Below are 13,004 nucleotides of genomic sequence, written 5' to 3' on the forward strand. Positions count from 1 at the left end.
CTTTTGCGTGCCCCCGACCCTTTTTGCGTGCCCCCGACGCGGGCCGGGGGTCCGCGCTAGCGCGGGTCGGTCCAAACCTAGAGCCGGGGGATCAGGGATTCCTTGATGACGTTCCCGCCGTCGGCCACGAAGTAGCAGTCAACCCTGCGGTCTCCCGTGCCCCAGCTGGAGGAGCTGGGGTAGGCCAGTTTGTAGCTGAACTGGTAGTCGCGAGACTTGTCCGTCAGCGGCGCTGCCTTGCAGGTGTCCAGTGCCTTCTGCTTCAGCGGCTCGCGGCCCGGGTAGGCGTCCGAGGCGGCGTACCTGTCCACCGCGACCAGCTGCGCCGAGTGCCCGGTATCGCAGGCCACCACGGTGGAGGTTGGTGCGTTCGCGTCGAAGTCCTTGAAGCAGTCCCCGAGCCGGAAGTCCAGCGGATTGACGCCCTCCAGGGGCAGCGGGCCACGGCTGGCGGGGGCCGCGGAGGAGGCTTCGGCCGCGGGGGCGGGGGAGGTGCCGGCCTCCGGCTGCTTCGCCGTGCCCAGTGAGGTCAGCCACCAGATCACCAGCCCCAGCACGACGACGGCGGCCAGCGCGGCGCCGACCTTTGCCAGGCCCCACCGGTTGGCGGTGGCCCACACGGCATGGCCGAACCGTCGGCCTCCGGTGCCCAGCTTCCCGCCGAATTGCCGGGCGCGCGGTCCCAGGTCCGAGGACTTGAGCTGCGCCGCCTGGGCTGAGAGCAGCTTGCCGAGCTGGGAGGCGCCGGAGGCGGTCCTGCGGTTGCTGGTTCGGGTTGCCGCCTTATCGCCGCGAGCCTCCGACGGCGCCGCCGGCTCTGGCGGGGTTTCGGGGCCGGCTGCTGCGGGACGCGCTGCGGCGTCGTTGCGGGCCACGAGCGGCACCGCGGAAGTCGGCGGCGCCGTCGGCCGCGGTGGAATATATATGGAGGAGGGGATCCGAACCGGCGGGGCCGGCCGCTCGCCGGCGTCGTCCGCCGGGGGAACTTCAGGCATTCCGGCATCGCCGCGCCTGGCGTTCTCGCCGCTCACAGGCTTTTCGGTCACTCGGGAATTCACCTCTTCCGTGCGTACTTGCCGGGGCTGGACGTCCGGCGCGGGCCGCGTTTCCGGGAGCCCATCAAGAGACTCTATCGAAGATGCGCGCCGGGCCGCATGCGCAGGCGCCCGGGCGGCAAGCAGTGACAGCCGAAAGCATGTAATCTAGGTGTACGACAAATTGACCAAACATTCCGGGGCCTCACTAACGCCAATGGTGACCACCTCCGGTCCGAGTACAAAAGGGGGTCACGCCATGGGGCGCGGCCGTCAAAAGGCAAAAGCTACCAAGCAGGCTCGGGATATTAAGTACTATTCCCCGAACACTGACTACACTGCGCTTCAGCGTGAGCTCAAGAGCTCCGAAGGTCGCGCACCGAGTCGTTTTTCGAGTGAGCCGGTTGAGCCGGACTATTCGGCCTACGTGGATAAGTACGCGGACGATGTGGAAGAGGACGACGACGAGGTAGATTCTCGTCGGATAGGTTAGTCGACACTTCTCCAGGGTTCCCTTGCCAGGGCAAGGCACCCACCAAGTTTTTAAGCCCGTCGGGCATGCCTTCTCTGGGGCGTGCCCGGCGGGTTTTTCGCGTCCCCGCGCCCGGGCGCGACGCCCCCGCCCAGCGCCGTTTAGACGGTTCCGTGCCCACTCGACGTATCGGAACATCGAGTGGGCACGGAACCGTCGAAGTGGCGGCACGGAGTCGGTTGCCGCGCCACCCGCCGCGGGCTAACTTGGACTTGCCGGACTGCCCGGCGTTCTTCGGGAAGGACTTCCATGGCCATTCGTTCCGGGTTTGCCCACGGTGAGGTCTGCTGGGCGGACCTCCAGACCTCCGATGTGGCCGCGGCGAAGGAGTTCTACGCAACCATTTTCGGCTGGCGGTATGAGGACCTGCCCACCCCGGATGGCCGCAGCTATTCCCAGGCGTTCCTTGACCAGGAACTGGTGACCGTCATCGCGCCGCAGAACCCGCAGCAGCAGCTGTCGGCGGCCCCGGGGCAGTGGAACGTCTACCTTTCCGTCGACGACGCCGCCGACCTCGCCGCCGAGATCCCGCATGCCGGCGGAGCGCTGGAGTTCGGCCCCGAAAAGGTGGGTGGGACGGGCGTGATGGTCTTCTTCGCCCCGCCCGGCGGCGGCACCACGGGCGCCTGGCAGGCTGGAAGCCACCTCGGCGCGGGACGGGTTGAGGAACCCGGCGCCCTGGCCTGGGCGGAGTTGCTGACGCCCGAGCCGCAGGCCGCCGTCGGATTCTTCCAGCAGCTGTTCGGCCACGAGGTGACGGAGTACCCGCAGGACGACGGCGGCACCTACACGACGCTGATGGTGGGCGGCGCCGAGGTGGCGGGGATCGCCACTGTTCCCGCGTCAGGGAACGCGCTCAAGCCCGGGTGGCAGGTGTACTTCGGCGTGGCAAGCGTCGCGGATGCGGTCGCAGCAGCCGTGGCCGCGGGCGGCACGGTCGTGGTCGAGCCGGAGGACGTCGAGGAAGCCGGCACCATCGCGACCCTGGGCGATCCGCAGGGCGGCTTTTTCAGCGTGCTGGAGATTTAAAGCAGATCGAGTGCTCCGTATCTGCCGTTTAGAGGGGTCTAAACGGCAGATACGGAGCACTCGATTCGGGTGTGCGGCGCGTAAGCCTTAGGCGTAGGCGTTGACCATCCGGACGGCGCCGCCGTCGACGCCCTTGGCGCCCTGGACGTAGTCCGGGCCGGTCCGCACGGCTGAATCGGAGTCTTCCCCGACGGTGCCCATGATCCACGAGGGCAGGCCGCGGGCGTTGAGGTGGTTCACGGCGGCGTCGGCGGCTTCGGGGGAGACGATCGTCACCATGCCCACGCCCACGTTGAGGGTGCGCTCGAGGTCGGCCAGCGGAACGTTGCCCAGCTGGGACACCAGCTTGAAGATGGCGGGCAGTTCCCAGGTGGCGCGGTCCACGGTGGCCAGCAGGCCCTGCGGCAGGACGCGGGCAAGGTTCGCGGCCAGCCCGCCGCCGGTGACGTGGCTGAAGCCGTGCACGGCCCGGCCGGCGGCGGAGCCGTCCACCGGGAAGGTGCGGGCGAGGTCCAGGCAGTCCGCGGCGTACACGCGGGTGGGTTCGAGGAGTTCCTCGCCCAGGGTGCGCTCAAATTCGGAAACGTGCCGGTCCAGGGCCCAGCCGGCGTGGTTGACCACGCGGCGGACCAGGGAGTAGCCGTTGGAGTGCAGGCCGGAGGATGCCATGCCGATCACCACGTCGCCGGCGCGGACGCGGTCCGGGCCCAGCAGCGCGTCGGCTTCGACCACGCCGGTGGCGGCACCGGCCACGTCGTACTCGTGCTCGCCCAGCAGGCCCGGGTGCTCGGCGGTTTCGCCGCCCACCAGGGCGGTGCCGGCGACCGAGCAGGCCGCCGCGATGCCGCGCACGATGTCCGCGATGCGCTCCGGGACCACCTTGCCGCAGGCGATGTAGTCGGTCATGTAGAGCGGCTCGGCGCCCACCACGACGATGTCGTCCACCACCATGCCCACCAGGTCGAACCCAATGGTGTCGTGGATGTCCATGGCCTGGGCGATGGCCACCTTGGTGCCCACGCCGTCGGTGGACGTCGCCAGCAGCGGACGCTTGTAGGTCAGCAGCCTGGAGACGTCGTACAGGCCGGCGAACCCGCCGACGCCGCCGATCACCGAGGCGTTGTGGGTCGCCTTGACGGCGTCCTTCATGAGTTCGACGGCGCGGTCGCCCGCTTCGACGTCGACGCCGGCAGAGGCGTAGGTGATCCCGGTGTTCTGGGCGTCGTTCATGTCAGCGGCCGTGGAGGCGGAAGTCATACTGGCTCTTTCTTGTCGGCATCAAGCTTGTCGGCGGGTACGCGGTCGGCGTCGGTGAGCAGTTCTTCGAATTCGGCGTCGGGTCCCGGATCGCAACCCGTGGCGCCGGCTTTCTCGGCGGGATCCTCGTCGGCCGGGACGGCGGCGTCGGACACGGCGTTTGCAGCGGCGTCGCCCGCGGGCGTCCCGGTGGCCGGGCTCGCGGTGGCAGAAGACCCGGACGCTGCGGGGGCCGCCGTCGTGGGCAGGCCACCCAAGTCCGTGCGCTCCAGCAGGTTTTTGCCGAGCTTGTCGGCCCCGGGCAGCTCGATTGGGTACTGCCCGGTGAAGCAGGCCGTGCACAGGCGTTCGCGCGGCTGCCGGGTGGCGCCGATCATGCCGTCCTCGGAGATGTAGGCGAGCGAGTCCGCGCCGATGGCCTGCGAGATTTCCTCGATGGTGGCGCCGTTGGCGATCAGCTCGGCGCGGGAGGCGAAGTCGATGCCGTAGAAGCAGGGCCACTTCACCGGGGGGGAGGAAATTTTCACGTGCACGGCGGCGGCACCGGCTTCGCGGAGCATCCGCACGATGGCGCGCTGGGTGTTGCCGCGGACGATCGAGTCGTCGACCACCACCACGCGCTTGCCGCGGATCACGGACTCAAGCGCGTTGAGTTTGAGCCGGATGCCGAGCTGGCGCAGGGTCTGCGAGGGCTGGATGAAGGTGCGGCCCACGTAGGCGTTCTTGACGAAGCCGTGCGCGAACGGGATGCCGGATTCCTCGGCGTAACCGACGGCGGCGGGGGTGCCGGATTCCGGCACCGGGATGACGATGTCCGCTTCCTGGGTGTTTTCGCGGGCCAGCTGGCGGCCCATCTCCACGCGGGATTCGTACACGGAGCGGCCGGCAATGGCGGCGTCCGGACGGGCAAGGTAGACGTACTCGAAGACGCAGCCGGCCGGCGTCGGCTCGGCGAAGCGCTGGGAACGGACGCCCTGCTCGTCGATGGCGATGAATTCGCCGGGTTCGATCTCGCGGATGAAGCTCGCGCCGACGGTGGCGAGGGCCGACTGTTCGGACGCCACCACCCAGCCGCGCTCCAGGCGGCCGAGGACCAGCGGACGGATGCCGTAGGTGTCGCGGGCCGCGTAAAGGGTGCCTTCGTCCATGAAGACAAAGCAGAAGCCGCCCCTGATCTTGGGCAGCAGCTCAATGGCGGTCTCTTCGAGGGACTTGCCCTCCTCGCCCTCGAGCAGGGCCGTGACCAGGGCGGTGTCCGAGGTGTTGCCCTGCTTCATTTCGCCGGTGAGCTGGCCGCCGTTGCGGTCCACGATCATGGCCTTGAGCTCGGCGGTGTTGGTCAGGTTTCCGTTGTGCGCCAGGGCGACCGTGCCGGTGGCCGTTGCGCCGAGGGTGGGCTGGGCGTTGGCCCAGTGGCTGGCGCCGGTGGTGGAGTAGCGGCAGTGGCCGACAGCCAGGTGCCCGGTCAGGGTGTTCAGCGTGGTTTCGTCGAAGACCTGGGAGACGAGGCCCATGTCCTTGTAGACGTTGATCCGCTTGCCGTCGCTGGTGGCAATACCAGCCGACTCCTGACCGCGGTGCTGCAGCGCGTACAGCCCGTAGTAGGTGAGTTTTGCTACCTCTTCGCCGGGAGCCCAGACCCCGAAGACGCCACATGCGTCCTGCGGGCCTTTTTCGCCAGAGAGAAGGTCATGAGAAAGTTTTCCATCGCCGCGTGCCACTGGTCGATTATCTCACGTTGTGCGCTAGGACTTTTCCGGGGGCCGGTTTATGACCTGACGTTCGGTGTCCGCCCGCTTAGGCGCGATCCTCGTCGTCGGTGTCCGGAACGGAGTCCGGAACCGATTCGACGACGGCGCGCTCGGCCCGGCGGACGCTCAGCCGGTCCAGCACGAGGGCGACGGCGGCACCCAGGATAGCGCCACCGGCGATGCAGAAGGTCAGGAAGAAGCCGAAGACCGAGTTGGCGTCATAGCCCTCGTCGCCCGGCAGCCCGTAGGCGATGACGGCGGCCACCACTACGCCCAGCAGCCCGCCCAGGATCAGGAACGGCACGTACTTCGGAGCGCGACGGACGGTGACGGAGCGGCGCTCGGGCGCAACGGGGGAGTCTTCAGGAGCCATGCGGTTAAGCCTACTGCCCGCACCGGCCCTGCTTTGGCGGCGGCGATTTCGCGCCGGTTCCGGACCGCCGCTACCCGGATCCGCGGCGCGGCTGTCCGATTCCGTGGCAGAAATCCGGGACCCTAGCGGGAACCCGGGCGGCGGGGCACACTAAGGGGTGGGGGAGGGTGCGGTCCGGACTTTTTAAGGACGCACCATGTCAGTTGCAGCGGACAGTATCCGGGACCGTCAGCGCATCATCTGGGACCAGTTCGCGGCGGGCTGGAAAAAGTGGGACGCGGAACTGCTCGGCTGGCAACAACCCTTCGTCGACGCCGTGATCCAGGACGCCAGGCTCCAGCCCGGCTCCATGGTGCTCGACGTCGCCTCGGGCACCGGCGAGCCAGGGCTCACCGCGGCGACCCTGGTGCCAGACGGTGAAGTGGTCCTGACCGACATCTCGGCCGGAATGTTGCACGTGGCCGAGGACAAAGCGTCCGCACGGGGCCTGGCCAACGTGAGCTTCAGTGTCTGCGACGCCGCAGAGCTGCCCTTCGACGACGGCACGTTCGACGCCGTCCTGTGCTGTTTCGGCGTCACGTTCTTTCCCGACATGAAAGCCGCCCTGCGGGAGATGGTGCGGACGGCCAAGCCCGGGGCGAGGATCAGCGCCGCCGTCTGGGGCCGGCCCGCAGAAAATCCGTGGGCGAGCCTCATCCTCGGCACCCTCGCTCATCATACGGAACTGCCTTCCCCGCCCGCGGACATGCCCGGACTGTTCCGTTGCTCCGCGCCGGGAGTCATGCCACGGATGTTCAGGGACGCCGGCCTGACGGACGTTGCGGAGCGAAAGGTCAGCACGGACCTGGTGCATGACTCCCCGGACAGCTACTGGGAGTTCATCGCTGATATCGCGACCACGGTGGCCACGGGCCTGGCCATGGCGGACAAGGAAGCACGGTTGCTGATCCGCTCCGACGTGTTCCAGATGCTGGGCCGCTATGGGCACCAGGGCGCGCTCAGGCTCCGGTCGACGGCGACGATCGTGGCGGGCACCCGGGCGTAGCTCTTGTCCGCGGCGAATTCCGCGCCGGTTACGGACCGATGCACCCCGGATCCGGGCCGCGGCTGTCCGTAACCGGCGCGGATTTCCGGAAGCAGCGCGGCATCACCGGCGGCATGCCGGCCTGACCAGCCGCGGGACCCTGTGGGCAGCGAGGAACGCCGTGAATTTCGCCGGTCCGGAGATCTCGGTCCAGGTCCAACGGATGACCCGCCGCCCGGTCGCCCGGATCCGGTCCTCGCGGCGCTTCTCGTCGATGACGACTTCTGCGGGGGTCCGTCCCTGGAGGTACTCGGCCTTCTGGTACTTGACCAGGCCGTCGAATTCCCCGCACAGCCGCTCCTCCGGCCACTCAAGATCCGTGTAGGCGGCCAGTCCGCGGGCATCACGGATGGGTGTCTGCAAGCGAGGGGGCTCGAAGCCCAGCCGATGCATTAGCGCGCGGCTCACCGATTCCCCGGGAGATCCCGACGCAGGGTCTGCGAAGTCGATTGCGGCCCGGATTCTGCGCGCCGCTGCCGCGCTGTAGTTGGTTCCGATGCCGTCTTCGAGCTCCTCCTTGCTCAGTGCAGGCAGCCCAGGCTGCGGACGCAGCACGTGGTCAAGTACCGCGACGGCCTGTTCAAATGACTCGAACGCCGCCAGATCCAGGACGGTCCGGAGCCGCCCCGTGACCAGCAGCCCCCGGCGCTCTTCGACCTGCAGGGACGTCTGGTCGGCGTAATGCCGACGGACGCCCGCCCGCGAGCGGCCACCGCCGTCGTCGGAGGTGCAGGCATGCACCAGCGTGGGGCGGCCCAGCACCGGAAGGTCCCACAGTGCGGCCGAGGACTTCCGGCAGAACACGGTGCGGCTTTGCAGCGTCGAGGCGGCCGCCTGGATCAGGAGCGGGTACCGGTCCCAGCTCGGCAGCGCGTCCCAGGCCGCCGACTGAACGTAGACGCCCCGCCTGATTCGGCGCAGCTCGCCCGCCGCGGCCCGACGGCACAATTCGCGGGCGTCCCGGCCGAGCCGTGCCGAGTCGCTGCTGAGAATGAGCCCGGGAAGTTCCATGCCCCGATGCTGTCCTGCCGCCCGGTCGTCGGCAACGGGGCCGACGGCGGATGTGGACAAGTCCTGCTATGCCCTTGGATTTCCGCTGCGCTTTCGGACGCAGGCAGGCCGGATCGGGCGTGCGCCTGTCCGGAAACGCCGCGGATATCCGAAAATGGCGCGGACTCCCTAGACCCCGAGCTCGTCCTTAAGCGCCGCGACGTGGCCCTCTGCCTTGACCTGGTACTGCGCCAGCTTCACCTTGCCCTCGGTATCGAGGACCACGGTTGAGCGGACGATGCCCTCGGTGATCTCGCCGCGGACCAGCTTCTCGCCCCACGCGCCGTAGGCGAGGGCCACAGCGTGGTCCTGATCGGCCAGCAGCGGGAAGGTCAGGGCAAAGTCGCCGGTGAAGTGCGCCAGCGCCTCGGGGGCGTCAGGGGAGATGCCCAGAACTTCGTAGCCGGAGCCCTGCAGGGAGGCCAGGCTGTCGCGGAAGTCGCACGCCTCGGTGGTGCATCCGGGGGTGGCGGCCTGCGGGTAGAAGTACACGATGACGTTCTTGCCGCGGTAGTCAGCCAAGGACACGGGCTTCCCCTCGGCGTCGGGCAGCGTGAAATCGGGGGCCGGGGTTCCGGGCTGAAGCTTGACGGTGAGGTTCTGGCTCATGGGAGTCCTTCGCTTGGTGGCGGCTGGAAATTGGTCTGTGGTGCACAACACCCCGGGCGGATCCGGTATTCCGGCGCTCCAGCAACCGATCAGGGAGCCGTGCGCTGCCCGCTGGTCCAGTCGAACGCCGAGGCCGCCGGCGCCTTGTATTCCAGGCCGACGCGGCCCGCGTAGCCGAGCTCGCGGCTGCGGGCGATCCACTGCTCCAGCGGCAGCCCGCCGGTTCCGGGAGCGCCGCGCCCCGGCGAATCCGCGACCTGGATGTGGCCGAAGTCCGGGGCGTACCGTTCGATCACGGCGTCGACGTCGTCGCCGTTGACCGAGAGGTGATAGAAATCGGCGAGCAGCTTGACGTTCAAGGCGCCGGTTTCCTCCCGCACCCGGTCGATCACCCGCACGGCGTCTTCGGCCGTGCGGAGCGGGTAGTCGGGGGCTCCGCTGACCGGCTCGAGCAGCACGGTTCCTCCGATGCGGGCCACGGAGGAGGCGGCGGCAGCGAGGTTCTCTATCGCGAGCTCGTCCTCGGCCTCGGCGGCGTGCCCGGACTGCCGGTTGCCGTAGAGGGCGTTGAACGAGGTGCAACCGAGCCGGCCGCCGATGCCTGCCACCACCTCGATGTTGTCCCGGAACTCGGCGGAACGGCCGATCCAGGAGACGAGGCCGCGGTCGCCGGCGGGCATGTTGCCGGCGTTGAAGTTCAGGCCGGCAAGCTGGACTCCTGCGTCCGTGATCGCGCGTTCGAAGGGGTCCAGCTCGGCGTCGCCGGGCACGGACTCTGCGAACGGCCACCAGAACTCGACGGCGTCGAAACCGGCAGCCTTTGCCGCAGCAGGCCGTTCGAGCAGCGGGAGGTCATCCAGCATGATCGAGCAGTTCACGGAATAGCTCAACGCGGTTTCCTTCCGGTCCGGGCGTGAATGCCCTATCTCTTGCGCGGATCCTTCCGGGCGGCCAGGCCCACCAGCGCGCCGATAGCCAACCCGATCAACAGGCCGGTAAAGGGCTTGTCCACGGTGGCCACGCCGACGGCGAAGCCGATGGCCGCGCCAACGAGCATTCCGATCCACAAGGACTCGTACTTCACAGCCTCAGGCTAGCAAGCCAACGCCTATAGTCGGATGATGGAACAGCGAATCTTGGGCAAGACCGGACGGCACGTCTCCATCATTGGCCTGGGCACGTGGCAGCTCGGTGCAGACTGGGGCAACGTGGATCCGGCGCAGGCGCAGGCCATCCTGGCCGCCTCGGTGGACGCCGGCGTCACATTCTTCGACACCGCGGACGTCTACGGCGACGGCCGCAGCGAGCAGGCCATCGGCACCTTCCTCGCGGACAACCCGGGCCTGGACATCACGGTAGCCACAAAAATGGGCCGACGGATGGAGCAGCGTCCGGAAAACTACAACCTCGCCAACTTCCGCGCCTGGACGGACCGGTCCCGGCGGAATCTCGGCGTCGAGCAGCTCGACCTGGTCCAGCTGCACTGCCCGCCCAGCGCCGTCTTCAGCAACGCCGAGGTGTACGACGCGCTGGACACCCTCGTGGCCGACGGCGCCATCCGGACCTACGGGGTCAGCGTGGAGCGGACCGACGAAGCCCTCGAAGCGATGCGCCACGACGGCACAGCCAGCGTGCAGATCATCCTGAACGCCTTCCGGCTCAAGCCGCTGGACGAGGTGCTGCCCGCTGCGGCAGCCGCCGGCGTCGGCATCATCGCCCGCGTGCCGCTCGCCTCCGGGCTGCTTTCCGGCAAGTACACGGCCGACACCTCCTTCGCGGCGGACGACCACCGCAACTACAACCGGACAGGCTCGGCGTTCGACGTGGGGGAGACCTTCTCCGGCGTGGACTTCGGCGAGGGACTCAAGGCCGTGGCCGAGTTCGAACAGCTGGTGCCCGACGGCGTCAGCACCGCACAGGCGGCTCTCGCCTGGATTGCCGCCCAGGACGGCGTCAGCACGGTGATTCCGGGCGCCCGAAACGTTGAGCAGGCGCGCGCCAACGCCGAGGCCGCGACCGTCAGCGGCATCGACTCCACGTTCGACGTCGGCGTCCACGAGGTCTATGACCGCTACTTTCGCGCGGCAGTCCACCCGCGCTGGTAGCCGCGGGCGCTACTCGGGCGGGTACCAGACCCGGCGGCCGTCGACGCGGGCGAACGAGGTCAGGGTGTGCGGTTTGGCGGACGTTGCCGACATGATGTCCAGCACCTCGACGTTCCGCACCAGCAGCGCGTCGCCGATCAGGGACCGGTGGCAGCGCCATGGCACGGCCTCCGCGCACATGATGGCGGCATCGCTGTGGCGTCCGCGCTCCATCAGCTGTTCGACGGCGGTGGCGAACGCCTCGGTCTGCATGTAATCCGCGTAGCCACGGAACGACGCGTTCCGCCAAGCGCCGTTAGGACTGTCTTTGGTGGTGTGCCGCAGGCCGCCGAGGGATTCCATCCGCCGGTACGTGATCCCGCTGGCCCGGACGCTCGCCGCGAGTGCGTCCGCATTGAACTGCGGATTGTGCCGCGACTTCGGGACGGTGCGCACATCGATCAGCTTCTTGATGCCGTGGGCCTTGAGGATGCCGATGAATTCCTCGATGGGATGAGTGGAGTGCCCCACCGTGAAGATGGTCGTGTCCGTCATCTCCCCATGCTAGAGGGGTGTCAATGTCCGTGCGGAAGCGACGCGGATAGTCTGGTGGACCTAGAAGCCGCCAAGCTGCCAAGCTGCCAAGGGAACGGACCGGGAGATGATTGCACCCTCGATCGATGACTTTGTAGACCGGCTCGCGTCCGTGCGGACCGGGCCCGGGTGCGCCAACTTCCTCGACCACTCCGTGCCCGCGAATGCGCTGCGCCGGCGGAACCTGGCCATCTACCTGCAGGAAATGCGGGAGCGTTCCCCCAAGGTGCTGCTGCTGGGGGAGGCACCGGGCTTCCGCGGCATGCGGCTCACCGGGGTTCCGTTCACGAACCGCACCATCATGGAGGGGCCTGCCAACGCCTTTGGTTTGTTCGGGCCGGGGAAGGGCTACGTGCTGCCGCCGGATGCGGCTGGAGTTGCCGCGGAGCCGACGGCGACCGTGATGTGGGACGTGCTGGCCGAGCTGGGATTCCTGCCGCTGCTCTGGAGTGCGTGTCCGTGGCACACCCACGTGCCCGGGAAGCCGTTGTCCAACCGCACTCCCAACGCGTCCGAGGCCGCGCTGGGAACCCCGTTCTGGCAGGCGCTCGCGGCGGAATTTGCGATAGAAACGGTGGTGGCGGTGGGCAACGTGGCGCACCACAGCCTGCAGCGCAGCGGCCTGGATGTGACGAAAATCAGGCACCCGGCCCACGGCGGCCGGTCCGGCTTCAAACGCGGACTCGAAGAGCTGATCGCAGCCGGCGCCGGCGGTGAGTGTCCAAGTTAGTGTGGGAGAAAGTCCATCCCCGGATGAAAGGCAGTGCCATGAGTGATCCGAACGAACCGAGCAACGATCCCGCCGGCCTGCGCGGGCCCGGCGACCCGGAGGCCGCGAAAGCTCGCCAGCAGCAAGGCGACGACGACGCCGTCGAGGCCCGACAGCCGCACGCCGAACCTGGCAGCGCCGGCAACATCCGCGAGGAACAGCAGACCCAGGCCGCCGGAACCGTGCCTGCGGCCTACATCGGGTCAGGCGACCCGACGTCGGACGACAAGCCGGAAGACGCCGTCGACGCCGGCGGGTGGGACGACGAGGTCTAACCGTCCGTAACCGAGCGCAGGAAAGCCAAGGGACTTCCCTTGGCTTTCCGGTGAGGCGATGTCAGCGCCTAGTCGTCAGCGCCGGACGGTTCCCTCCTTGCTCATTTCCCAGCGGGTCCAATCGGACCAGTGCTTGCCGGTGCGCACGCGGAACGAAACGAGTTGGTACACCTGCTCGCTGTTGTGGCGGCCTTGGATTGGCACGCGGTCATAGCTGTGAATGGTGACCGAGTCGTCGGGGCGGTTGAAGGACTGCCAGAACGTGGACCTGCCCAGGAAATCGTCGTTGCGACCGCGCTCGTCTTCATAGCGCAGCTGCCTGATCTGCACGGCCTTGTTGTCCTTGCAGTCCACCCTGATGCGGAAATCGACCCAGTGGTTGCGCTCGGTGGGCCTCAACGGTTCCACCGTGCAGCCACGAAGCGAAGTCGAGGCATCGGCCGGGGCGGCGAGGGCGACAGGGCCGCCGATAAGCCCCAAGGTGACGGCCGAGACCAGGGTGAACCTGGCCGCCAGGGGGCGGGTTTTTGTTGAAGGGGTAGTAACGGACATTTCTTTTGGTG

General features: G+C 68.3%; 16 protein-coding genes. 6 read left to right on the top strand and 10 right to left on the bottom strand.

Going from position 1 to position 13,004, the window contains the following annotated elements; translation table 11 throughout:
- Positions 1-77 precede the first annotated feature (77 nt).
- Positions 78-1,046 carry a hypothetical protein gene (locus AC1DNC_RS07975; RefSeq protein WP_476862029.1) on the bottom strand — a complete coding sequence of 323 codons (969 nt, stop codon included), beginning with the start codon at positions 1,044-1,046 and terminating at the stop codon, positions 78-80.
- Positions 1,047-1,293: 247 nt separating this feature from the next.
- Here AC1DNC_RS07975 and AC1DNC_RS07980 point away from each other — a divergent pair, with 247 nt between their 5' ends.
- Together AC1DNC_RS07980 and AC1DNC_RS07985 are read left to right on the top strand one after the other, a co-directional pair.
- On the top strand, positions 1,294-1,527 hold the full coding sequence (locus AC1DNC_RS07980) for a DUF3073 domain-containing protein (protein WP_346959438.1): 234 nt from the start codon (positions 1,294-1,296) through the stop codon (positions 1,525-1,527).
- Positions 1,528-1,815: 288 nt separating this feature from the next.
- Complete coding sequence (locus AC1DNC_RS07985; protein ID WP_476862030.1) at positions 1,816-2,595, top strand: VOC family protein; 780 nt, start codon at positions 1,816-1,818, stop codon at positions 2,593-2,595.
- 87 nt (positions 2,596-2,682) lie between these two features.
- On the opposite strand, the gene purM is transcribed toward AC1DNC_RS07985, so the two are convergent.
- The 3 genes from purM to AC1DNC_RS08000 all read right to left on the bottom strand — a co-directional run bounded on the left by purM (position 2,683) and on the right by AC1DNC_RS08000 (position 5,976).
- Entirely contained in the window at positions 2,683-3,852 is a 1,170-nt protein-coding gene (purM, locus tag AC1DNC_RS07990; protein WP_476862031.1) for a phosphoribosylformylglycinamidine cyclo-ligase, read from the bottom strand.
- Positions 3,849-5,573: an amidophosphoribosyltransferase gene (purF, locus tag AC1DNC_RS07995; RefSeq protein WP_476862032.1), complete on the bottom strand. Its 1,725-nt coding sequence runs from the start codon at positions 5,571-5,573 to the stop codon at positions 3,849-3,851. The genes purM and purF overlap by 4 nt, the downstream gene beginning before the upstream one ends.
- Before the next feature lie 76 nt (positions 5,574-5,649).
- The gene (locus AC1DNC_RS08000) at positions 5,650-5,976 is read right to left on the bottom strand and encodes a hypothetical protein (RefSeq protein ID WP_476862033.1); all 327 of its coding nucleotides are present in this window, start codon (positions 5,974-5,976) and stop codon (positions 5,650-5,652) included.
- Between the two features lie 196 nt (positions 5,977-6,172).
- On the opposite strand from AC1DNC_RS08000, the gene AC1DNC_RS08005 reads away from it, so the two are divergent.
- On the top strand, positions 6,173-7,021 hold the full coding sequence (locus AC1DNC_RS08005) for a class I SAM-dependent methyltransferase (RefSeq protein WP_476862034.1): 849 nt from the start codon (positions 6,173-6,175) through the stop codon (positions 7,019-7,021).
- Positions 7,022-7,123: 102 nt separating this feature from the next.
- Here AC1DNC_RS08005 and AC1DNC_RS08010 read toward each other — a convergent pair whose 3' ends face one another.
- The 4 genes from AC1DNC_RS08010 to AC1DNC_RS08025 all read right to left on the bottom strand — a co-directional run bounded on the left by AC1DNC_RS08010 (position 7,124) and on the right by AC1DNC_RS08025 (position 9,803).
- Entirely contained in the window at positions 7,124-8,071 is a 948-nt protein-coding gene (locus AC1DNC_RS08010) for a hypothetical protein (protein WP_476862035.1), read from the bottom strand.
- A gap of 168 nt (positions 8,072-8,239) precedes the next feature.
- Entirely contained in the window at positions 8,240-8,719 is a 480-nt protein-coding gene (gene bcp / locus AC1DNC_RS08015; protein WP_476862036.1) for a thioredoxin-dependent thiol peroxidase, read from the bottom strand.
- Between the two features lie 89 nt (positions 8,720-8,808).
- Positions 8,809-9,609 carry a hydroxypyruvate isomerase family protein gene (locus AC1DNC_RS08020; protein WP_476862037.1) on the bottom strand — a complete coding sequence of 267 codons (801 nt, stop codon included), beginning with the start codon at positions 9,607-9,609 and terminating at the stop codon, positions 8,809-8,811.
- Between the two features lie 32 nt (positions 9,610-9,641).
- Positions 9,642-9,803 (bottom strand): hypothetical protein, encoded by a 162-nt coding sequence (locus AC1DNC_RS08025; RefSeq protein ID WP_476862038.1) that lies wholly within the window; start codon positions 9,801-9,803, stop codon positions 9,642-9,644.
- 37 nt (positions 9,804-9,840) lie between these two features.
- Here AC1DNC_RS08025 and AC1DNC_RS08030 point away from each other — a divergent pair, with 37 nt between their 5' ends.
- Complete coding sequence (locus tag AC1DNC_RS08030) at positions 9,841-10,824, top strand: aldo/keto reductase (RefSeq protein WP_476862039.1); 984 nt, start codon at positions 9,841-9,843, stop codon at positions 10,822-10,824.
- Between the two features lie 9 nt (positions 10,825-10,833).
- Here the strand turns inward: AC1DNC_RS08030 and AC1DNC_RS08035 are convergent, their stop codons facing one another.
- Positions 10,834-11,358, bottom strand: a complete 525-nt coding sequence (locus tag AC1DNC_RS08035; protein WP_476862040.1) for a DUF488 domain-containing protein — start codon at positions 11,356-11,358, stop codon at positions 10,834-10,836.
- A gap of 106 nt (positions 11,359-11,464) precedes the next feature.
- Here AC1DNC_RS08035 and AC1DNC_RS08040 point away from each other — a divergent pair, with 106 nt between their 5' ends.
- Entirely contained in the window at positions 11,465-12,127 is a 663-nt protein-coding gene (locus AC1DNC_RS08040) for a uracil-DNA glycosylase (protein WP_476862041.1), read from the top strand.
- Between the two features lie 38 nt (positions 12,128-12,165).
- Complete coding sequence (locus AC1DNC_RS08045; RefSeq protein WP_476862042.1) at positions 12,166-12,441, top strand: hypothetical protein; 276 nt, start codon at positions 12,166-12,168, stop codon at positions 12,439-12,441.
- 75 nt (positions 12,442-12,516) lie between these two features.
- Here the strand turns inward: AC1DNC_RS08045 and AC1DNC_RS08050 are convergent, their stop codons facing one another.
- On the bottom strand, positions 12,517-12,993 hold the full coding sequence (locus AC1DNC_RS08050; protein WP_476862043.1) for a hypothetical protein: 477 nt from the start codon (positions 12,991-12,993) through the stop codon (positions 12,517-12,519).
- Positions 12,994-13,004: the final 11 nt, after the last annotated feature.

The organism is Arthrobacter sp. 01N442, assembly GCF_056399345.1.